The sequence below is a fragment of the Rhizobium sp. CNPSo 3670 genome (assembly GCF_057784555.1).
On sequence record NZ_JBXSOL010000006.1, the window covers coordinates 252,206 to 272,651 of the forward strand.

At 61.2% G+C, this 20,446-nt stretch carries 19 protein-coding genes; 16 read left to right on the forward strand and 3 right to left on the reverse strand.

All coding sequences use genetic code 11. From position 1 onward, the window contains the following. Window positions 1-3: 3 nt before the first annotated feature. From AC13QO_RS08760 to AC13QO_RS08785, 6 genes are all read left to right on the forward strand, one after another. On the forward strand, window positions 4-885 hold the full coding sequence (locus tag AC13QO_RS08760; RefSeq protein ID WP_085780207.1) for a peptidylprolyl isomerase: 882 nt from the start codon (window positions 4-6) through the stop codon (window positions 883-885). A gap of 114 nt (window positions 886-999) precedes the next feature. Next, window positions 1,000-2,241 carry a bifunctional glutamate N-acetyltransferase/amino-acid acetyltransferase ArgJ gene (gene argJ / locus AC13QO_RS08765; RefSeq protein ID WP_183705415.1) on the forward strand — a complete coding sequence of 414 codons (1,242 nt, stop codon included), beginning with the start codon at window positions 1,000-1,002 and terminating at the stop codon, window positions 2,239-2,241. Next, a complete protein-coding gene (locus tag AC13QO_RS08770; protein ID WP_085779609.1) occupies window positions 2,222-3,028 on the forward strand; it encodes a GNAT family N-acetyltransferase in 807 nt (268 codons plus the stop codon). Before argJ ends, AC13QO_RS08770 begins: the two co-directional genes overlap by 20 nt. Continuing rightward, the gene (gene mutT / locus AC13QO_RS08775) at window positions 3,025-3,438 is read left to right on the forward strand and encodes an 8-oxo-dGTP diphosphatase MutT (RefSeq protein WP_488540463.1); all 414 of its coding nucleotides are present in this window, start codon (window positions 3,025-3,027) and stop codon (window positions 3,436-3,438) included. Before AC13QO_RS08770 ends, mutT begins: the two co-directional genes overlap by 4 nt. Before the next feature lie 126 nt (window positions 3,439-3,564). Continuing rightward, complete coding sequence (locus AC13QO_RS08780) at window positions 3,565-3,882, forward strand: hypothetical protein (RefSeq protein WP_064697586.1); 318 nt, start codon at window positions 3,565-3,567, stop codon at window positions 3,880-3,882. A gap of 82 nt (window positions 3,883-3,964) precedes the next feature. Continuing rightward, window positions 3,965-4,132, forward strand: coding sequence for a Flp family type IVb pilin (locus AC13QO_RS08785; RefSeq protein WP_085779607.1), 168 nt, complete (start codon window positions 3,965-3,967; stop codon window positions 4,130-4,132). 15 nt (window positions 4,133-4,147) lie between these two features. Here AC13QO_RS08785 and AC13QO_RS08790 read toward each other — a convergent pair whose 3' ends face one another. Further along, window positions 4,148-5,032: a methyltransferase domain-containing protein gene (locus AC13QO_RS08790; protein WP_488540464.1), complete on the reverse strand. Its 885-nt coding sequence runs from the start codon at window positions 5,030-5,032 to the stop codon at window positions 4,148-4,150. A 77-nt stretch (window positions 5,033-5,109) separates the two neighbouring features. Between AC13QO_RS08790 and AC13QO_RS08795 the strand changes: the two genes are divergently transcribed. From AC13QO_RS08795 to AC13QO_RS08810, 4 genes are read left to right on the forward strand one after another with little or no spacing between them, the layout of a single operon-like run. After that, window positions 5,110-5,886, forward strand: coding sequence for a ComF family protein (locus tag AC13QO_RS08795; RefSeq protein WP_488540465.1), 777 nt, complete (start codon window positions 5,110-5,112; stop codon window positions 5,884-5,886). A 32-nt stretch (window positions 5,887-5,918) separates the two neighbouring features. After that, window positions 5,919-6,176: a glutaredoxin 3 gene (gene grxC, locus AC13QO_RS08800; RefSeq protein ID WP_085779605.1), complete on the forward strand. Its 258-nt coding sequence runs from the start codon at window positions 5,919-5,921 to the stop codon at window positions 6,174-6,176. 10 nt (window positions 6,177-6,186) lie between these two features. Further along, a complete protein-coding gene (locus tag AC13QO_RS08805) occupies window positions 6,187-7,044 on the forward strand; it encodes a carbon-nitrogen hydrolase family protein (RefSeq protein ID WP_285196088.1) in 858 nt (285 codons plus the stop codon). Continuing rightward, complete coding sequence (locus AC13QO_RS08810) at window positions 7,041-7,469, forward strand: DUF1178 family protein (RefSeq protein ID WP_085779603.1); 429 nt, start codon at window positions 7,041-7,043, stop codon at window positions 7,467-7,469. The genes AC13QO_RS08805 and AC13QO_RS08810 overlap by 4 nt, the downstream gene beginning before the upstream one ends. A gap of 64 nt (window positions 7,470-7,533) precedes the next feature. Here the strand turns inward: AC13QO_RS08810 and ubiG are convergent, their stop codons facing one another. After that, window positions 7,534-8,280, reverse strand: coding sequence for a bifunctional 2-polyprenyl-6-hydroxyphenol methylase/3-demethylubiquinol 3-O-methyltransferase UbiG (ubiG, locus tag AC13QO_RS08815; RefSeq protein ID WP_488540466.1), 747 nt, complete (start codon window positions 8,278-8,280; stop codon window positions 7,534-7,536). Between the two features lie 294 nt (window positions 8,281-8,574). On the opposite strand from ubiG, the gene AC13QO_RS08820 reads away from it, so the two are divergent. From AC13QO_RS08820 to clpB, 6 genes are all read left to right on the forward strand, one after another. Continuing rightward, window positions 8,575-9,849: an aspartate kinase gene (locus tag AC13QO_RS08820; protein WP_064686444.1), complete on the forward strand. Its 1,275-nt coding sequence runs from the start codon at window positions 8,575-8,577 to the stop codon at window positions 9,847-9,849. 89 nt (window positions 9,850-9,938) lie between these two features. Continuing rightward, window positions 9,939-12,206, forward strand: a complete 2,268-nt coding sequence (ptsP, locus tag AC13QO_RS08825) for a phosphoenolpyruvate--protein phosphotransferase (RefSeq protein WP_285196087.1) — start codon at window positions 9,939-9,941, stop codon at window positions 12,204-12,206. Window positions 12,207-12,234: 28 nt separating this feature from the next. Next, window positions 12,235-13,314 (forward strand): peptide chain release factor 1, encoded by a 1,080-nt coding sequence (gene prfA, locus AC13QO_RS08830; RefSeq protein ID WP_097601642.1) that lies wholly within the window; start codon window positions 12,235-12,237, stop codon window positions 13,312-13,314. Then, window positions 13,311-14,171, forward strand: a complete 861-nt coding sequence (gene prmC, locus AC13QO_RS08835) for a peptide chain release factor N(5)-glutamine methyltransferase (RefSeq protein WP_085779599.1) — start codon at window positions 13,311-13,313, stop codon at window positions 14,169-14,171. Before prfA ends, prmC begins: the two co-directional genes overlap by 4 nt. Before the next feature lie 343 nt (window positions 14,172-14,514). Next, complete coding sequence (locus AC13QO_RS08840; protein WP_085779598.1) at window positions 14,515-15,243, forward strand: DUF4167 domain-containing protein; 729 nt, start codon at window positions 14,515-14,517, stop codon at window positions 15,241-15,243. A gap of 253 nt (window positions 15,244-15,496) precedes the next feature. Beyond that, window positions 15,497-18,097, forward strand: a complete 2,601-nt coding sequence (clpB, locus tag AC13QO_RS08845) for an ATP-dependent chaperone ClpB (RefSeq protein ID WP_488540467.1) — start codon at window positions 15,497-15,499, stop codon at window positions 18,095-18,097. Window positions 18,098-18,152: 55 nt separating this feature from the next. Here clpB and AC13QO_RS08850 read toward each other — a convergent pair whose 3' ends face one another. Further along, window positions 18,153-20,093, reverse strand: coding sequence for a M23 family metallopeptidase (locus AC13QO_RS08850; protein ID WP_085779596.1), 1,941 nt, complete (start codon window positions 20,091-20,093; stop codon window positions 18,153-18,155). Window positions 20,094-20,446 lie beyond the last annotated feature (353 nt).

Consider the following 20,446-nt stretch of genomic DNA (forward strand, 5'->3'; position numbering starts at 1 on the left):
TTGATGTTGAGCACCAATAAATTCGCCGTGCTGGCGTTTGCAACTTTTGTTGCATTCCAGGCTCCGGCCCATGCTGAGGACGCCGTCGTCGCCATGGTCGGCAATCTGGAGATCCACCAGTCTGAACTCGATCTCGCCGTTGCCAACCTCGATCCGCAGCTGGCGCAGCTTCCCGATGACCAGAAGAAGGTCGCGGCGCTCTCCGCAGCCATCGATGTGAAACTGCTTGCGACCGGCGCCACGACTGAGAAGCTCGACCAGACCGACGAATTCAAGAAGCGCATGCAGTATCTCACCGATCGTGAGCTTCACAACGCCTATTTCAAGAAGCACGTCGTCGACACAGTGACGCCTGACGAAATCAAGGCCCGTTACGACAAGGAAGTCGCAGCCCTGCCGAAGCAGGAAGAAGTCCACGCCCGCCACATCCTGGTCAAGACTGAGGACGAAGCCAAGGACATCATCAAGCAGCTTGACGCTGGCAAGGATTTCGCCGAACTCGCCAAGGAAAAATCCACCGACCCCAACAAGTCGGAAGGTGGCGATCTCGGCTATTTCTCGCGCGGCCGTATGGTGAAGGAATTCGAGGACGCGGCCTTCGCGCTCGAGAAGGGTGCCTATTCGAAAACGCCGGTCAAGACTGATTTCGGCTATCATGTCATCAAGGTCGAGGACAAGCGCGACGCTCCGCCGCCGCCTTTCGATCAGGTGCAGGACCAGGTTCGTCAGCTCGTCATGCGCGACAAGTATCTTGCCCTGCTCAATCAGGCGAAGTCTTCTGCCAAGATCGAGATCTCGGACGAGACTTTGCGTAAGGGTTACGACGAGGCCAACAAGCAGCCGGAGCCGGGCAGCGAGCCCGCCCAGCCGGCGCCGAAGCAGTAAATATTCGCATCAGGGCCCGGTTCTTCCGGGCCCTTCCGTATCGTTGTTGTCGCATTTCCGGACGGCGAGCCGGTTCTTTCAGTCGCCGGGAAATGCTCATTGGCAGGTTTCATCATGTCCGGTTCCGTTTCGCCGCTCGCCCCGAAATCCTTCGTTCCGATGCCTTCGCTGCGCGGCGTGCGCATGGCGACGGCTTCGGCCGGCATCAAGTACAAGAACCGCACCGACGTGCTGATGATGGTCTTCGATAAGCCGGCATCGGTCGCGGGCGTCTTCACCCGTTCCAAATGCCCCTCCGCGCCAGTCGATTTCTGCCGTGCGAACCTGCCCCACGGCACTGCGCGCGCCGTCGTCGTCAATTCCGGCAATGCCAATGCCTTTACCGGCATGAAGGGCCGCCAGGCGACCGCGCTGACGGCGAAGTCGGCTGCTGCGGCCGTCGGCTGCGGCGAAAACGAGATCTATCTGGCATCGACCGGCGTCATCGGTGAGCCGCTCGATGCCACCAAATTCGCTGGCGTTCTTGACAGGATGCAGGCCGAGGCGACCGGCGATTTCTGGTTCGAAGCCGCCAAGGCGATCATGACGACCGATACCTATCCGAAAGTTTCGACCCGCAGCGCCGAGATCGGCGGCGTGGCCGTGACGATCAACGGCATTGCCAAAGGCGCCGGCATGATTGCGCCCGACATGGCGACTATGCTCTCCTTCGTCGTCACCGATGCCGATATCGCCTCCGAAGCGCTACAGGCGCTTCTGTCCGACGGCGTCGGGCCGACCTTCAATTCCATGACCGTCGACAGCGACACGTCCACCTCCGATACGCTGATGCTGTTTGCGACGGGGGCTGCGGCCGAGGACGGCCAGGCCCACATCGAACGCGCCGACGATCCGCGCCTTGCAGCTTTCCGCGCCGCCCTGAACGAAGTGCTGAAGGACCTTTCGCTGCAGGTTGTGCGCGACGGCGAAGGCGCCACCAAGATGCTCGAAATCACTGTAACGGGCGCCGAGAGCGATGCCGCCGCCAAGCGCATTGCGCTGTCGATCGCCAATTCGCCGCTTGTCAAGACGGCGGCCGCCGGCGAAGACGCCAATTGGGGCCGTATTGTCATGGCCGTCGGCAAAGCCGGGGAGATGGCGGATCGTGACCGGCTTGCCATCTGGTTTGGCGATATCAGGGTCGCCGTCAACGGCGAGCGTGACCCGGATTATTCCGAGGCCGCCGCCTCGAATGTGATGAAAGCGCAGGACATCCCCGTTAAAGTCGATATCGGCCTCGGTACGGGGTCGGCAACCGTCTGGACCTGCGACCTCACCAAGGAATATGTTGCAATCAATGGCGACTATCGGAGCTGATCGTCCATTGGGCCAGGCATCCATATCTTCAAAGAATCTGCCGTTGGTCCGCAGGCTGGAGGCCGTCGGCTTTCGCGCCTGGCCGGCGGCGTCCGTGCAATATGACGGCAGCTGGCAGGTGCGGCTGACGGCGGGCCACCCGTCCAACCGGCTGAATTCCATTGTGCCGCTCGACCCCTCGGACCATCGCGATGTCGAGATCCGTCTGGAAAAGGCGAGCCGGAAGTTCGAGGCCTATGGCCGCGCCGCCGTGGTCCGTCAGACACCGCTCGCCTCGCCGGTGCTGATCGAGCTTCTCAGCGCCCGGAACTGGACACGGTTCGACGAGACCGTGGTGATGACCTGCGATCTCACCGAGGCCGAGCTGCCGGACACTCTCGATCATCTGCCGACCCACGATGTCGGTCGTTTCGTCGATGCCAACCTGGCGGTCGACGGGGCGCCAGTGAGCCTGAAACCGGCGCTTGCCGAAATCATTTCGGCGATCAAGCCGCCGTCGGGGCTTTTCCTCATCGAGAATGCCGTGGAGGGACCGCTCGCGACCGTGCTCTGCGTCCAGGATAACGATCTTGCCGGCATCATGTCGCTTTCGGTCTGCGAAACGCGACGGCGCGAAGGGCTCGGCACCGAAATCTTGACGTCAGCACTACGCTGGGCGCGCATGCGTAGCGCCCGTTCGGCCTGGCTGCAGGTCAAGCTTTCCAATCGCCCGGCCATCGCGCTTTACGAGCGCCTCGGGTTTCGCGACGCCTATCATTACTGCTATTGGCAGCGAGGGTCGCGATGAGCGAGGCAGGCCGGAAGATATTGCTGGTCGCCGCCTGTGCGCTGATCGATGCCGACGGGCGTATCCTATTGGCACAGCGTCCTGAGGGAAAGTCGCTGGCGGGGCTCTGGGAGTTTCCCGGAGGGAAAATCGAGCCCGGCGAGACTCCGGAGGAGACGCTGGTGCGCGAGCTCGAGGAGGAGCTTGGTGTGAAGACCAAGATCGCCTGCCTGGCGCCGCTCACCTTTGCCAGCCATTCCTACGAGACGTTCCACCTGCTGATGCCGCTTTATATCTGCCGGCGCTATGAGGGGATTGCCCAGGGCCGCGAGGGGCAGGCTCTGAAATGGGTGCGTGCGCAGGCGCTACGGGATTACCCGATGCCGCCGGCCGACGAGCCGCTGATCCCGATGTTGCAGGATTTACTTTAGCATTAGCTGATTATTGTCTCGCCGCGGCATTTTCGGCTGTGGATATTAATGGATCGTTTAACACCTTCTGCCAAAGATCGGCCTCAATCAAGCATCTGGCGTGCGTGTATTAAAAGGCTTGACGTCATGGACGATGATTTCTGGAAAGCTGTCCGGGAAAAGGAACGGGCTTCGTCTGCCTCGCGCAGGACCGGTGCGCTCAATATCGCCCTTCTGTTCGGCACGGCGGTGGTCGCGTTGACGTTGATTCTGACGCCCATGCTTGCGGATTCCTCGAAGAAAAGCGTCTTTGCGAGCGCACCGGTCGATTTCGATACGATCACGACCGGATCGATTCCGAAGAACGAAAGCGGCAAGCACTATACCATTCGTCGTAGCGTCCTTCAGGACACGCCCGGCTCAGTCTGCGTCGTCCAAGGCTACGGCGTCGGCGCCGGTTGCTGAAGCCGGACGCTTGGAATGATGGCCATCGCTCGGTGGCTGCGGAATTGATCGATGCAGGCGGTTCACGCAGAAGGTTGGGGTAATGCGTCTTTGGAAAGCATTTCTTGCAGATGACATTGGCGCAACGGCGGTCGAATACGGCCTGATCGCCGCCATCATTTGCACGGCGCTTGTCTCCGGTCTCGGCATCTTCACCGGCAGCCTGCAGAACGTCTTCAACGTGGTCAGCAACAATATCACTGTCAATTGAAGAAGCTGCGGACGATCACTGCTTGAGCTTGTGTTCGTCCACTTTCAGCGCGTCGGCAAGGCGTGCTTTGGCCGAGCCCGGCTGGAGCGGCTTCTGTTGGCTCTCGTGCGGAGCCCATCCGGAGACATAGATGATCGAGAATGTCGCGCGAATGCGTCCGTCGGGATCGGAATATCGTTCGGCGTAGATCTCTGCGGCGCGCAGGAAGAAGGCGCGCGTCAGCGGCATGCGGCTGCGGGCTGCAAGCGGATTGCTCATGCCCATCGCCCTGAGATCGCGCATCAGCGGGAAGAGCGAGTCATATCGGACCGTATAGTTCTCTGCGTCGATCACCGGCAGGGTGAAGCCGGCGCGCTGCATCAGACTGCCGATATCGCGCACATCGGCGAAGGGAACGACACGGGGGCTTGCGCCGCCCGTCGTCTCGACCTCGGCGGCCAAAAGCACTTCACGCAGTTCCTGCAGCGTGCCGGCGCCGGGAATGGCCGCCAGGAACAGGCCGTCCGGCTTCAGGGCGCGCCGAATCTGGATGAAAACGCCGGGCGTATCGTTGGTCAGATGCAAGCTGAGCGGTGCGAGGATGAGATTGGCCGATTGCGGCGGAAGCGGCACCTCCTCGAGCGGCGCCTCGATCAAGGTTTCGCCCGGGCCCGTATAGGCCCTTTCGCTCTCGACGCGGATCATCGCGCCGATCTTGCCCGTCGCCAGCGCCGCGCGGGCAGCTGCACCGGTCGTGCCATGCAATTCAACGGCGGTGTCGAAGCGCCGCTCGACGACATCAAGCCTCTCGGCCATTTCCTTGGCCGCGATGTCGAGCAGGAAAGCGGCTTTCAGGTCGTTGTTGACAAGCGCGCGATGGCGATGTGCGGCGATCAGGGCTCTGTCGAAGATCGTTTCCATGGGAATGTCCATAGTCCCGGCTCGCTGAAGCGGCAAGGCGATTTTCCTTTCGAAGAGAACAGGCTAGTCTCGACCTTATGAAACGGATCCAACCCGAATGGCCGGCAGATTTGCTCCGGGCGCATCTCCTGCGACCGTTTTCGGCGCTCGCCGATTTTCTCTATCCGCCCGCCTGTTCCGTCTGCGGCATTTCGACCGGCGACCATCGCGGACTGTGTGCGAAATGCTGGTCCGGCATCCGATTCATCGAGCGGCCCTATTGCGAAGTGCTCGGCATTCCCTTCTCGCATGATCTCGGCGTCGGCATCCTCAGCGCCGAGGCGATCGCCAATCCGCCGCCTTTCGACCGGTTGCGGTCAGCGGCGACGCACGATCATGCCATCCGAGATCTCGTTCACGGGTTGAAATATCGCGATCGTACCGATCTGGCGCCGATGATGGCCGTCTGGATGCTGCGCGCTTCCGACGGCGCGGTGGAAAGCTGCGATGCGCTGATCCCGGTGCCGTTGCACCGCACCCGCATGCTGGCGCGTAAGTTCAACCAGGCTGCCGAACTTGCCCGCCATATGGCGAGCCTATCGGGCAAGCCGCTGCTTGCCGCAACGCTCATCCGCGTCAAGCGCACCAGTCAGCAGGTCGGCCTCGGCGCCAAGGCGCGCGAGGACAATGTCAGAGGTGCTTTCGCGATTGCCAAAGGCTGCGAGAACGACGTTTTCGGCAAGCGTATCGTGCTTGTCGACGACGTCTATACGACCGGGGCGACGGTCGCCGCCGCCAGCCGGACGCTGCGCAAGGCGGGTGCGGCCGAGATAACGGTTTTGACCTTTGCAAGGGCTCTCTCCGAGCCTATATGACAGAAAATACCCGGCATTCGTCTGGAGATATCATGGTACCCGTCACGATCTATACACGGCAGTTCTGCGGCTATTGCAGCCGCGCCAAGTCCCTTCTCGAACAGAAGGGTGTCGACTATGTCGAGCATGACGCTACATATTCGCCGGATCTCCGCCAGGAGATGATCGGCAAGGCGAACGGGCGCACGACATTTCCGCAGATCTTCATCGGCACCAAACATGTCGGCGGCTGCGACGACCTCTTCGCGCTCGACCGGGCCGGCAAGCTCGACCCGATGCTGGCGGCCTGAGGACGAACCGATGAGCTTCAGGGCCGCCGCCGTCCAGATGTGCTCCGGGGTCGATCCGGAAAAGAACGCCGCAGCGATGGCGCGGCTGGTGCGCGAGGCTGCCGCTCAAGGCGCGACCTATGTGCAGACACCCGAAATGACCGGAATGTTGCAGCGTGATCGGGCGGCGGCACGCGCCGTGCTTGCCGACGAGACTCGCGATATCATCGTCAAGACCGGTTCGGCGCTTGCAGCGGAACTTGGCATCTACATGCATGTCGGATCGACGCCGATCGCGCTTGCCGACGGCAAGATTGCCAACCGCGGGTTCTTGTTCGGTGCCGATGGGCGGATTCTCAATCGTTATGACAAGATCCACATGTTCGACGTCGATCTCGACAATGGCGAAAGCTGGCGCGAAAGTGCGGCCTATACGGCCGGCTCGGAAGCGCGCGTCCTGTCGCTGCCCTTCGCAGAAATGGGCTTCGCCATTTGCTACGACGTTCGATTTCCGGCGCTCTTCCGTGCGCAGGCGATCGCCGGTGCCGAGGTAATGACGGTTCCTGCAGCGTTCACCAGGCAGACCGGTGAGGCGCATTGGGAAATCCTGCTGAGGGCACGCGCGATCGAGAACGGCGTCTTTGTCATCGCTGCTGCGCAAGCCGGCCGCCACGAGGACGGACGCGAGACTTTTGGCAATTCGATGATTATCGATCCTTGGGGAACGGTATTGGTGTCCGCCGGCGCGACCGGCGAGGCGATCATCCTCGCCGAGATCGATCCCGGCGCGGTCAAGGCCGCCCGTGACAAGATCCCGAATCTGAGGAATGGCCGGGAATTCTCGGTCGAGAAGATCGCGGGGGCAGTCGCAGGAGGCGTCGCCGCTTGATCCGCTATTCCCTTACCTGTGACAATGCCCATGAGTTCGAAGGCTGGTTTTCGGAAAGCGCCGATTTCGACCGCCAAGTCGCCAGCGGCTTCCTGACCTGCCCGGTCTGCCATTCCGCCGCCGTCTCCAAGCTCCTGATGGCGCCTTCGGTGTCGACCGCGCGCAAGAAGGACGAGCGGCAGACGCTGGCGATGGACGCCATGCGCCGCGAGGCCCTGGAAAAGCTGAAAGAGGCGGTCGCGGCCGTCAAGGCCAATTCCGAGGATGTCGGTGCGAAGTTCCCTGAGGAGGCCCGCAAGATCCACTATGGCGAGGCGGATGCCCGCGGCATCATCGGGCAGGCGACGGTCGACGAGGCCCAGGCGCTCGTCGAAGAGGGCATTGAGATCGCCGCCATTCCAGTGCTGCCGGAGGACGTAAACTAAGATGCAGTCAGTGCACCCGGCCTTCTTGGCGGGAGCATCCGCCGAAGTGTAGCCGGCTTATTGATTATGCCGGCCGCTTCGCCAGCAACATATAGTTCACATCCATATCTCGGGACAGATTCCACTGGTTCGACAGCGGGTTGAAGAAGACGCCGGTGTGGTCGGTGATCTCGAGACCGCTTGCCGCGAGCGGCTTTTCCAATTCTTCGGGGCGCACCAGCTTTTCATATTGATGCGTCCCGCGCGGCAGCCAGCGCAAGATGTTCTCGGCAGCGAAGATGGCAAGGGCCGCCGCCTTCATTGTGCGATTGATGGTGGCGACGAAGATCAGGCCGCCGGGGCGGACCATTTTCGCGCAGGTCGTCATGAAGAGTTCGACGTCGGCGACGTGTTCGACCACTTCCATGTTCAAGACGATATCGAAGGTCTCGCCGGCATCTGCAAGCTCCTCGGCAGTGACGGCGCGATAGTCCACCGGGACACCAGACGCCTTGGCGTGGGTCGAAGCAATGCCGATGTTCTTCTCGGAAGGATCGGCGCCGACGACGGAGGCGCCCATGCGCGCGACGGGCTCAGACAGGAGGCCGCCGCCGCAGCCGATATCGAGCACGCGCAGACCTTCGAGCGGCCGGGCGTTTTTCGGATCACGGCCGAAATTCTCGCAGGCCTTGTCTCTTATATAGGCGAGGCGGACGGGATTGAACTTGTGCAGTGGCTTGAACTTGCCGGTCGGGCTCCACCATTCCGCCGCCATCGCCGAGAAGCGGTCCACTTCGCCCTGGTCGATCGTGCTTCTGGCGGTTTCCGTCATGGTGTTCTCCATCGTTCATGTCATGTGAAGTCGGACGATCGGGGGCATAAGTCAAGGGGCGGCGCATAAGGGAGGGGCGAGCGTGCAAATGGCCGGCAATTGCTTTTATCGTGTACGCTTGCCTCCCCCCGCCAAACTCGCTAAGAGACGCCGCAACTTGGGGCCTTCAGGGGCCTGGGCTTTAGAGCGGTTCCAGAAATGGAAGCCCGGCTCTTTCGCCAAGCGGTTCGCCCCAGAGCTTTCGTGATGCCGGGTCGGGTTTCCGCTGTCCGGCGCCAGTCGTGGTAGAGGCATATGGCACGCATCGTAATGAAATTCGGCGGCACGTCCGTCGCTGACCTGGACCGCATCAAGAACGTTGCCCGCCACGTGAAACGCGAAGTCGATGCCGGCCACGAGGTCGCGGTGGTGGTCTCGGCCATGTCCGGCAAGACCAATGAGCTGGTCGGCTGGGTGCAAGGCATGCCGAAGGTGATCGGCGCCAATTCTCCCTTTTACGATGCGCGCGAATATGACGCGGTGGTCGCTTCCGGCGAGCAGGTGACGTCTGGGCTGCTTGCGATCGCATTGCAGGCGATGGATATCAATGCCCGCTCCTGGCAGGGTTGGCAGATTCCGATCCGCACGGACAATGCGCATGGCGCTGCCCGGATTCTGGAAATCGACGGCTCCGACATCATCAAGCGCATGGGCGAGGGACAGGTCGCCGTTATCGCCGGTTTCCAGGGATTGGGGCCTGACAACCGCCTCGCCACTCTGGGACGCGGCGGGTCGGACACATCGGCCGTCGCCATTGCCGCGGCTGTCAAAGCGGATCGCTGCGATATCTATACCGATGTCGATGGGGTCTATACGACCGATCCGCGTATCGTGCCGCAGGCGCGTAGGCTGAAGAAGATCGCCTTCGAGGAAATGCTCGAAATGGCCTCGCTCGGCGCCAAGGTGCTGCAGGTGCGCTCGGTGGAGCTTGCCATGGTGCACAAGGTGCGTACCTTCGTGCGATCGTCTTTCGAAGATCCCGATGCTCCGGGCATGGGCGATCTGTTGAACCCGCCCGGAACGCTGATTTGTGACGAGGATGAAATCGTGGAACAGGAAGTAGTCACCGGCATCGCCTATGCCAAGGATGAGGCTCAGATCTCGCTTCGCCGTCTTGCCGACCGGCCGGGCGTCTCCGCCGCGATCTTCGGGCCGCTTGCCGAATCCCATATCAATGTCGACATGATCGTCCAGAATATCTCCGAGGACGGATCGAAGACCGACATGACCTTCACCGTGCCGTCAGGCGACGTCGAGAAGGCGATCAAGGTGCTCGGCGACCATAAGGAGAAGATCGGTTACGATGTCGTGCAGAACGAATCGGGGCTGGTGAAAGTCTCGGTCATCGGAATCGGCATGCGCAGCCATGCGGGTGTTGCTGCCACCGCGTTTCGTGCACTTGCCGAAAAAGGCATCAACATCAAGGCGATCACCACCTCCGAGATCAAGATTTCCATCCTGATCGACGGTCCCTATGCAGAACTCGCTGTCAGGACTTTGCATTCCTGCTACGGTCTGGATAAGAATTGATTCCCAGTGGGCGGCCTGCCCCTTCAGGTTGAGTAGACGAGGGCCGGCCTGCCGGGACTGAGTGCGTTGTTTCGGGAGCTTGAGACGCCATGAGAGACCTTTCCGGCGGTCCGCGCGTGCTGCTCAGGCGGCTGCGCGAGTTGATGGCAGAGCCGCTGGAGCCGCAGGATCGTCTTGACCGGATCGTCCGCCAGATTGCCAGCAACATGGTGGCGGAAGTCTGCTCCGTCTACGTGCTGCGCGCCGACGGTGTGCTCGAACTCTATGCGACCGAAGGCCTGAACCGAGAGGCGGTGCACCTGGCGCAGCTGAAGATGGGACAGGGCCTGGTCGGCACGATTGCGGCCTCGGCGCAGCCGCTGAACCTTTCCGACGCGCAGTCGCATCCGGCCTTCCGTTACCTGCCGGAGACGGGCGAAGAAATCTACCATTCCTTCCTCGGTGTGCCGATCCTCAGGACCGGGCGCTCGCTTGGCGTTCTCGTCGTGCAGAACAAGGCGAGCCGCAACTATCGCGACGAGGAAGTGGAAGCGCTCGAAACGACGGCGATGGTGCTTGCCGAGATGATCGCCACCGGCGAGCTCAAGAAGATCACCAAGCCCGGCCTCGAACTCGATCTGACACGCTCGGTGACGATCGACGGCGACACCTATAATGACGGCATCGGCCTCGGCTATGTCGTCTTGCACGAGCCGCGCATCGTCGTCACCAACCTGCTGAACGAGGATACGGAGAAGGAGATCCGGCGGCTGGCGGAGGCCATGGGGTCGCTCAGGATCTCGATTGACGACATGCTGTCGCGCCGTGACGTGTCGATGGAGGGCGAGCATCGCGAGGTGCTCGAAACCTATCGTATGTTCGCGCATGACCAGGGCTGGGTGCGCAAGCTCGAGGAGGCGATCCGCAACGGCCTGACGGCCGAAGCGGCGGTCGAAAAGGTGCAGAGCGACACCAAGGCGCGGATGATGCGGTTGACCGACCCTTATCTGCGCGAACGCATGCATGATTTCGAGGATCTGGCGAACCGATTGCTCAGGCAGTTGACGGGTTATACCGGGCGCACGACCGCCGAAGGTTTTCCCAATGACGCGATTATCCTGGCGCGGGCCATGGGAGCGGCCGAGCTGCTCGATTATCCCCGCGCCAATGTGCGCGGACTGGTGCTGGAAGAAGGGGCGGTGACAAGCCATGTGGTGATCGTCGCCCGCGCCATGGGCATTCCCGTCATCGGCCAGGCGGCGGGCGTTGTGGCGCTCGCCGAGAATGGCGATGCCGTGATCATCGACGCCGACGAAGGGCATGTGCATCTTCGCCCGATGGCCGATCACCGGCGCTCCTACGAAGAAAAGGTGCGCTTCCGCGCGAGGCGGCAGGAGCAGTTCCGGGCGCTGCGTGCCATCGAGCCGGTCACCAAGGACGGCCAGCGGATTTCGCTGATGATGAATGCCGGCCTGCTGGTCGACCTGCCGCAGCTCTCGGAATCGGGTGCGGAGGGTATCGGTCTCTTCCGCACCGAGCTGCAGTTCATGATCGCTTCGACCATGCCGAAGGCGGAAGAGCAGGAGCAGTTCTACCGTAATGTGATCAAACAGGCGGCAGGCCGCGTGGTCACCTTCCGCACGCTCGATATCGGCGGCGACAAGGTGGTGCCTTATTTCCGAGGCCATGAGGAAGAAAATCCCGCGCTCGGCTGGCGCGCGATCCGGTTGTCGCTCGACCGGCCGGGATTGTTGCGCACCCAGCTGCGCGCCCTGCTGAAGGCATCGGCCGGCACCGAGCTGAAGCTGATGGTGCCGATGGTGACCGAGGTTTCCGAGTTGAAGATGGTGCGCGAGCTCCTGCAGAAGGAAGTGCAGCATCTATCGCGCTTCGGGCATGGGCTGCCGCGCAAGCTGCAATTCGGAGCGATGCTGGAGGTACCCGCGCTGCTCTGGCAGCTTGACGAACTGATGGAGGCGGTCGATTTCGTCTCGGTCGGTTCCAACGACCTCTTCCAGTTTTCTATGGCGGTCGATCGCGGCAATGCGAGGGTGTCGGATCGCTTCGACCCACTCGGCAAGCCTTTCCTGCGGATCCTCCGGGATATCGTGCGTGGGGCGGATCGGAACAAGACGCCCGTGACGCTTTGCGGGGAGCTTGCCGGCAAGCCACTTTCGGCAATGGCGCTGCTTGGCGTCGGCTTTCGCTCGATCTCGATGTCGCCGGCCTCGATCGGCCCTGTAAAGGCAATGCTGCTCGGGCTTGATGTCGGGGCATTGGCGAAGGTGATGGACGAAGTGCTGGACGATCATCGCAGCACGGTGCCGATGCGCGAGGTGCTTGCCCGCTTCGCCGAGAGCCACAATATTCCCCTTTAGAGAAATATAAGAAGAATCGGAGTGCAGGGTGGCGAAGCTTCCCGTTGAAAAGATGCGCGAGCTGGAACGCCGTTTCGGCGAGATCGAAGCGCGCATGTCGGCCGGTCCAGCCGCCGATGTGTATGTGAAGCTTGCATCCGAATATTCCGAGCTGCAGCCTGTCGTGACGAAGATCCGCGCCTATGAAAAGGCTGTCGCCGAGCTTGCCGATCTCGAAACGCTGCTCGAGGACAAATCGGTCGATCGTGAGATGCGAGACCTCGCCGAACTCGAACTGCCCGAGGTGAAGGAGCGGATCGAGGCGCTGGAGCAGGAGATGCAAATTCTGCTTCTGCCGAAAGATGCGGCCGACGAGAAAAGCGCAATCCTCGAAATCCGCGCCGGCACCGGCGGCTCGGAAGCAGCACTTTTCGCCGGTGATCTCTTTCGCATGTACGAGCGTTTCGCCTCCGAGAAGGGCTGGAAAGTCGAAGTGCTCTCGGCAAGTGAGGGCGAAGCCGGCGGCTATAAGGAAATCATTGCGACGATCACCGGAAGGGGCGTCTTCGCTAAGCTGAAATTCGAATCTGGCGTGCACCGCGTGCAGCGCGTGCCGGAGACCGAGGCGGGCGGGCGCATTCACACGTCGGCCGCGACGGTGGCGGTGCTGCCGGAGGCCGAGGAGATCGACATCGAGATTCGGCCGGAAGACATCCGCATCGACACCATGCGCTCTTCGGGAGCCGGCGGCCAGCACGTCAATACCACGGATTCGGCAGTGCGCATCACCCATTTGCCGACCGGCATCGTCGTCACCAGCTCGGAAAAATCGCAGCATCAGAACCGCGCCAAGGCGATGCAGGTGCTGCGCTCCAGGCTTTACGACGCCGAGCGGCAGCGCGCCGACAGCGAGCGCTCGGCCGATCGCAAGAGCCAGGTCGGTTCCGGTGATCGTTCGGAACGCATCCGTACCTACAATTTCCCTCAAGGGCGCGTCACGGACCATCGCATCAATCTGACGCTTTACAAGCTCGACCGGATGATGGAAGGGGAGATCGAGGAGGTCGTCGACGCGCTGATGGCCGACTACCAGGCAAGCCAGCTGGCGCAGCTCGGTGAACAGCAGTGAGCGCTACGGTCGCCGACACGCTTGCCGAAGCGCGCCGTCGTTTCACCGAGGCGGGCATTGTCGATCCGGCGACCGATGCGCGGCTGCTTGTCGCAGGTCTTTTGAAACTGTCGTCGACGGAGCTGTTGACGCGGTCGGCTGAGAGGCTTTCACCTGAGCAGATTGATGTGATTTTCAAGGCGGTGGAACGCCGGCTCGGCCATGAGCCGGTGCATCGTATTCTGGGCGAGCGGGAATTTTATGGTCTGCCGCTTGGCTTGTCGGCGGAAACTCTGGAGCCGCGTCCGGATACGGAAATCCTGGTCGATACGGTGCTTCCTTATCTGAAGGACCTTGCAATGGCGCAACGCCATCTCCATATTCTTGATATCGGAACCGGGACTGGGGCGATATGTCTTGCGCTTTTGAGCGAATGTCCCGAGGCGTCAGGTATCGGCAGCGACATATCGTCGGATGCACTTCGGACGGCAAAGTCAAACGCAGAAAGAAACGGGTTGCAGGATCGCTTTCAGGCCGTGCAGTCGAGATGGTTCGAGAACATCCAGGGCTCGTTTCACGCGATTGTCTCAAATCCGCCCTATATTGCCTCCAATGTCATTCACGATCTCGCTCCTGAAGTGACGAAATTTGATCCGGTTGCAGCGCTGGATGGCGGCCCGGATGGGCTTGACGCTTACAAAGCCATAGCCAAGGATGCGGCAAGGTTCATGAGGCCCGAAGGGGTCGTGGGACTGGAAATCGGCTACGATCAGCGAAACGATGTGACGGCGATCTTCGAAGCGGAAGGCTTCAGGTGCCTCAAATCCGTGAAAGATTATGGTCAGAACGACAGGGCGCTCGTTTTCGCGCTCGCGTAAAAGGCGATAATTGCGGTATTGGGCGGGACATTATTGCTATTGCGAAGAAAAGGCTTGGATTTCCCAGGGAAGCAATATAGGTTGCGGACACGTGTTGGGCAGATAGGAATGAACGAGATTCGTTCGGTACTTGGTTTGCCTCGGGGGTCCGCTCTTTTAAACGAGAGTTTCAACGGTTGAACACGACCCAACGCGTGAATCAGTCAAACTGACTTGAGAACCAAGCGGCAGGTCGGCGCAAAGGCGCAGTATGCTCGCGGCACAAAGGTCCTGACCCGGTTTTCCGGTCATGGCGGTTGGTGCCATGTATCCATCACAAACAGAGAATTCAGGTGAACGATCTATGAGGCCAGGACAGCAAAACAAGCGCGGTCGAGGGCGTGGTAACAACAATAACAATGGCGGCGGCGGAAATAACAATAACAACAATTTCAACCGCAAGGGCGGCAACCCGCTGACCCGGACCTATGACAGCTCCGGCCCCGATGTGAAGATTCGCGGTACTGCACAGCATATCGCCGAGAAATATGCGCAGCTTGCCCGTGATGCCCAGAGCTCCGGCGACCGTGTGATAGCCGAGAATTATCTTCAGCACGCCGAACATTACAATCGGATCATCGCCAGCGCTCAGGCGCAGATGCAGGAGCGGTTCCAGCGCGACGATCGCAGTGACTACAATGACCGCGACGCGACGGATCGCGACAGCGACGACATCGATGTCAGCGACAATGACGGCGACGATGTCGTCGTCGTCCAGCCGCCGCAGAGCAGACAGCATCAGCCGCAGGCGCAGACAAAGCCGGCGCCGGCACCAGTTGCGGCGCCTGCCCCGGCACCCCAGCCCGAAATCATCGACGGAACCGGCCCACAGCCGGAGATCGAAGGCATTCCAGCCGAGGTCGCCATGGACGAGGAAGGCTCTGCCGGCCAGTCACGCGAACGCCAGCCCCGTCGTCGTAGCCCCGGCAATCGTCCCCGTCGCCCGCGTCGCGGCGCAGACGGCGATGCAGCCCCCGAAGGCGAGGGTGCTTCCGCCGAGGCACCGGTTCTGGCGGATGCCGCATCGGAATAAGGGATCTGGCCGCTCCTTTCGGGGAGAGCCGGGTACTTATGCCATCTGTTCGAATTTCCTTGAAAATCCCCGGCCTTCGTACCGGGGATTTTCGTCTTATGGGCTCTTTAAACTCCCGGAACAGCGTACCATATTCTCTTCGACTGCTTCGCCCAAATCCCAGACGGGCCAAGCGCGACCTGCCTTTTCAGGGGGTCGATCTCAATCATCGGTCTGCGCCTCGTAAGGGCAGGGCGATCAATGGAGGTAGAATATGAATATCGAGAAATATTCCGAGCGGGTGCGCGGTTTCATCCAGTCGGCCCAGACCTATGCGCTGGCGCAGGGGCATCAGCAATTTTCACCCGAACACGTGCTCAAAGTTCTGCTCGATGACGATCAGGGCATGGCCGCGTCGCTGATCGAGCGTGCTGGCGGCGATGTCAAGGCTGCTCGCCTCGCCAATGACGCGGCTCTTGCCAAGGTGCCGAAGATATCAGGCGGCAACGGCAACATCTACTTAGCGCAGCCGCTCGCCAAGGTGCTTTCGACCGCGGAAGAGGCGGCCAAGAAAGCCGGCGACAGTTTCGTCACGGTCGAACGTCTGCTGCAGGCGCTGGCGATCGAATCCTCGGCTTCGACCTATTCGACGCTGAAGAATGCAGGCGTGACGGCCCAAGGCCTCAACCAAGTCATCAACGATATCCGCAAGGGCCGGACGGCGGATTCCGCCAGTGCCGAGCAGGGCTTCGATTCACTCAAGAAGTTCGCCCGCGACCTCACTGGCGAGGCCCGCGAGGGCAAGCTCGATCCGGTGATCGGCCGTGACGATGAGATCCGCCGCACCATCCAGGTCCTGTCGCGCCGCACCAAGAACAATCCGGTGCTGATCGGCGAGCCGGGCGTCGGAAAGACCGCGATCGTCGAAGGTCTGGCTCTGCGCATCGTCAACGGTGACGTGCCGGAATCGCTCAAGGACAAGAAGCTGATGGCGCTCGACATGGGCGCGCTGATTGCCGGCGCGAAATACCGCGGCGAATTCGAAGAGCGGCTGAAGGCCGTGCTCAATGAAGTGCAGGCGGAAAACGGCGAGATAATCCTGTTCATCGACGAAATGCACACGCTGGTCGGTGCCGGCAAAGCGGACGGGGCGATGGATGCCTCGAACCTTCTGAAGCCCGCCCTTGCCCGCGGCGAGCTGCATTGCGTCGGCGCGACAACGCTCGACGAGTATCGCAAACATGTCGAGAAGGATCCGGCGCTTGCGCGCCGCTTCCAGCCCGTCGTCGTCGACGAACCGACGGTCGAAGACACGATCTCGATTCTGCGCGGACTCAAGGAGAAATACGAGCAACATCACAAGGTGCGCATCGCCGATGCGGCGCTGGTCGCCGCCGCGACGCTGTCCCACCGCTATATCACGGATCGCTTTTTGCCCGATAAGGCGATCGATCTGATGGATGAGGCAGCGGCGCGACTGCGCATGCAGGTGGATTCTAAGCCGGAAGAACTCGATGAACTCGACCGCCGGATCATTCAGATGAAGATCGAGCGCGAGGCGCTGAAGAAGGAAACCGACGTTGCTTCCGCCGACCGGCTGAAGCGGCTTGAGACCGAACTCACCGCGCTTGAAGAGGAGGCCGATGCGCTTACGGCCCGCTGGCAGGCGGAAAAGCAGAAGCTCGGCCTTGCCGCCGATCTCAAGAAGCAGCTCGACGATGCCCGCAACGAACTGGCGATCGCCCAGCGCAAGGGCGAGTTCCAGCGCGCCGGCGAACTGACCTACGGCGTCATTCCGGATCTCGAAAAGCAACTGGTCGAAGCCGAGAAGCAGGACGGCGAGCGCGGCGCGATGGTGCAGGAGGTCGTCAGCCCCGACAATATCGCCCATGTCGTTTCCCGGTGGACCGGCATCCCGGTCGACAAGATGCTGGAAGGCGAACGTGACAAGCTGCTTCGGATGGAAGACGAGCTGGCAAAATCGGTGATCGGCCAGGGCGATGCGGTTCAGGCCGTGTCGCGCGCCGTCCGCCGCGCCCGCGCCGGCCTGCAAGATCCGAACCGGCCTATCGGCTCGTTCATCTTCCTCGGCCCGACCGGCGTCGGCAAGACGGAGCTCACCAAGGCGCTCGCCCGCTTCCTCTTCGATGACGAAACGGCGATGGTGCGCATGGACATGTCGGAATACATGGAGAAACACTCCGTCGCCCGACTGATCGGTGCACCTCCCGGCTACGTCGGCTATGACGAAGGCGGAGCGCTGACGGAAGCCGTACGCCGACGGCCGTATCAGGTCGTGCTGTTCGACGAGATCGAGAAGGCACATCCCGACGTCTTCAACATCCTGCTGCAGGTGCTTGACGACGGACGGCTGACAGACGGCCAGGGCCGGACAGTCGATTTCCGCAATACGATGATCATCATGACCTCGAACCTCGGAGCCGAATATCTGACGCAGCTCCGGGACGGCGACGATAGCGATACGGTTCGCGAGCAGGTGATGGATGTCGTGCGTGGGCATTTCCGGCCGGAATTCCTGAACCGCATCGATGAGATCATTCTCTTCCACCGCCTCAAACGCGAGGAGATGGGTGCGATCGTCGACATTCAGCTGAAGCGGCTGGTGGCATTGCTGTCCGAACGCAAGATCGTCATCGACCTTGACGAGGACGCTCGTCACTGGCTGGCGAACAAGGGTTACGATCCGATTTACGGCGCAAGGCCGCTGAAGCGGGTTATCCAGAAGTTCGTGCAGGACCCGTTGGCCGAGCAGATCCTGTCGGGCCAGGTGCCGGACGGATCGACTGTCAAGGTGACGAACGGCTCGGACCGGCTGCAGTTCAGCACGCGGCAGACGGTCAGCGCTGCGGCTTAATTTAGTTTGCTTCGGAATGAGAAATGGCGGCTTCGGCCGCCATTTCGTTTAGAGATTACTTGCTCGCCACCTGCTCCGGCGTCGGGTTGTTCAGCAGCGTATCGATACGCTTTCGCTCGTCTTCGAATTTCGCCAGCGCCTCGCCCTGCAGCGACTTCCCGCCCGGAAGGCGGATGCGCAACGGATCGACCTTGGTGCCGTTGACGATCAGCTCGTAATGCAGGTGCGGGCCGGTTGATTCTCCCGTGGTGCCGACCCAGCCGATCACCTGGCCCTGACGTATTTTCGCGCCGGGAACGACGCCTTTGGCGATGGCGCTCTGGTGATTGTAGGAGGATTCGTAGCCATTGGCATGGCGGATGATCGTCTGATTGCCGTATCCGCCGGAATCCCAACCGGCTTTTTCGACTGTGCCATTGCCGGCGGCGATGATCGCGGTGCCACGTGGCGCGGCCCAATCGACGCCTGTATGCATTCGGGCGAAACCGAGGATCGGGTGGCGGCGCATGCCGAAGCCCGATTTGAAAATGCCGTTCGGAACCGGGTTGCGCAACAGGAACTGGCGAATGCTCTTGCCGTTCTCGTCGAAGTAATCGACCGTCCCGTCATCGGGATCCTGGAAGCGATAGAAGCGCGTTTGCGTATCGCCAAAACGAGCATTGACGTAGAGCAGTTCGGAATCCTCGGTCGCCTGGCCGCTGCTGTCGGCGACGGAGAAGAAAGCCTCCAGCTTATCGGTCGGTCTCAGCTGCGCCTGGAAATCGACGTTGCTTGCGAGCAACTTGATGATCAGCGCGGTCATATCCTTGGTCATGCCGTAGGAAAGGGCGGCACGATAGATTCCGTCATAGACGCGCGGCAGGTTCTGTCCAGGCGGCGGAGCGAATGTATTGTCATCGAAGGCCGTGGCGATCGCATCCAGCATCGGCGGCTCGCTGCCCGGCACATACTTGCCCTTGTCGTCCAGGGCCACGGTGACCAGATGGCGAGTGCCGCGGTAGACGCTGGCGCGGATGATCTTTGCCTGTTCGCCCTTCTGGATAATGCCGATGCGCAGCACGTCACCCTTTTCGAGATCGCTGGCGCCGAGTTGCTGCGAGATATAATTGGCAATGCCATCGGCATATTGCTGTGGATAGCCTGAGTCCGTAAGCGCCTTGGCGATCGATGTATCCGCGCGAACCGGAAGGATGTCGTCGGCGAATTCTTCGGTCTGCGGCGTGATCGATTCCGGCGCAGAGACCGTCATGTTCTGCTCGAGCACGCGGGCGGACAGGCCTGCGGTCAAATCGACATCGGTTTCCTCGTTGGAGAAACGACGCGGATCGACGTAATAGAGGGCCGCAAGCTGCGTATTGCCGTCGGTGAGCACGGAGCCGTTGGAGCGGACGTTTTCCTCGACCTCCTCAAGCGACAGGCCAGAGGCCATTTTCATACTGGTCTTGGCGGTCGGGAAGGGAACGGTCTTCAGACTGACTTCGGATTCAACGTCGGAGCCATAGAGTGCGCCGGTGCGGCTCTGCGGGGCGGGCTGCGGCTCGTCGGCGGAAAATATCGCCAGGGGATCGAAATCGGGGTAGTCCTCGGTCGCCACGTGGTTGGCGGCCAGCGTCATCTTCACATGCGCGAAAGGCTGGCGGCGCACGACCTCCTTCTCGCCGTCGTGGACAACGGTCGATACTTCCATGATCGCCCGGTCCGAAGGTTTTGCGGCGATGGCGGGCGCGATCAGCCGACCGCCACGGACGACGCTCGTGTCCACATGCGCCTCTGCGACGGCACTCGCATAGGCCTCGGCAGGAATCGCAAGCTGCTGGCGGCCATCAAGCGCGGCAAAAAGGGCGACGCCCATCAGGACAGAGGATGTGATGCCGGTGAGGAACGTGCCCGAGAGCCAGCGCAAGGAAACTTCGCGCTTGTCAGGCGCACGCCTGCCGTCAGCCAGAAGCGGAGGCTCGTTGCCCAACGAGCGGATCATCATTTTCTCCGTCATCATGGCAGTCGGGTCCGCGTCCTTACATTTGACGTCTCTGGAAGCATGTCTCGGCCATCCTGGCTGGGGCGAAAGATGTGCATATTTTGGGCACCGAAGTCAAATCGTGCACTGGAAAGGCAGCCTATCTGCATTTGCCTGTGTGAATCATGTGTACGTAAAGACCAGCAGATTGTGATCATGTCGGGGCGCGAGAGACGAAAGGGCGCTCTTTCCACGAAAAGCCGACGAATGTTCACTTCTCCGGCTCGGTGGAGACAGCTCAGAAACCGGAAAATGAGCGCACCGACAGGCTCCACAGAAAATTCTTCTGAAAAAACAATGACTTGAAAGAAAAATGATTTTTTTCGAAAAGC

Excerpts from the sequence above, each read along its gene's own strand:
- AC13QO_RS08795 (WP_488540465.1), top strand. The coding sequence starts at position 5,110 with ATGAAACGGATCCAACCCGAATGGCCGGCAGATTTGCTCCGGGCGCAT.
- AC13QO_RS08780 (WP_064697586.1), top strand. The coding sequence starts at position 3,565 with ATGGACGATGATTTCTGGAAAGCTGTCCGGGAAAAGGAACGGGCTTCG.
- ptsP (WP_285196087.1), top strand. The coding sequence starts at position 9,939 with ATGAGAGACCTTTCCGGCGGTCCGCGCGTGCTGCTCAGGCGGCTGCGC.
- AC13QO_RS08790 (WP_488540464.1), bottom strand. The coding sequence starts at position 5,032 with ATGGAAACGATCTTCGACAGAGCCCTGATCGCCGCACATCGCCATCGC.
- argJ (WP_183705415.1), top strand. The coding sequence starts at position 1,000 with ATGTCCGGTTCCGTTTCGCCGCTCGCCCCGAAATCCTTCGTTCCGATG.
- grxC (WP_085779605.1), top strand. The coding sequence starts at position 5,919 with ATGGTACCCGTCACGATCTATACACGGCAGTTCTGCGGCTATTGCAGC.
- AC13QO_RS08820 (WP_064686444.1), top strand. The coding sequence starts at position 8,575 with ATGGCACGCATCGTAATGAAATTCGGCGGCACGTCCGTCGCTGACCTG.
- AC13QO_RS08770 (WP_085779609.1), top strand. The coding sequence starts at position 2,222 with ATGGCGACTATCGGAGCTGATCGTCCATTGGGCCAGGCATCCATATCT.
- AC13QO_RS08785 (WP_085779607.1), top strand. The coding sequence starts at position 3,965 with ATGCGTCTTTGGAAAGCATTTCTTGCAGATGACATTGGCGCAACGGCG.
- AC13QO_RS08760 (WP_085780207.1), top strand. The coding sequence starts at position 4 with ATGTTGAGCACCAATAAATTCGCCGTGCTGGCGTTTGCAACTTTTGTT.
- ubiG (WP_488540466.1), bottom strand. The coding sequence starts at position 8,280 with ATGACGGAAACCGCCAGAAGCACGATCGACCAGGGCGAAGTGGACCGC.
- AC13QO_RS08850 (WP_085779596.1), bottom strand. The coding sequence starts at position 20,093 with ATGATGACGGAGAAAATGATGATCCGCTCGTTGGGCAACGAGCCTCCG.
- AC13QO_RS08805 (WP_285196088.1), top strand. The coding sequence starts at position 6,187 with ATGAGCTTCAGGGCCGCCGCCGTCCAGATGTGCTCCGGGGTCGATCCG.
- clpB (WP_488540467.1), top strand. The coding sequence starts at position 15,497 with ATGAATATCGAGAAATATTCCGAGCGGGTGCGCGGTTTCATCCAGTCG.
- AC13QO_RS08840 (WP_085779598.1), top strand. The coding sequence starts at position 14,515 with ATGAGGCCAGGACAGCAAAACAAGCGCGGTCGAGGGCGTGGTAACAAC.
- mutT (WP_488540463.1), top strand. The coding sequence starts at position 3,025 with ATGAGCGAGGCAGGCCGGAAGATATTGCTGGTCGCCGCCTGTGCGCTG.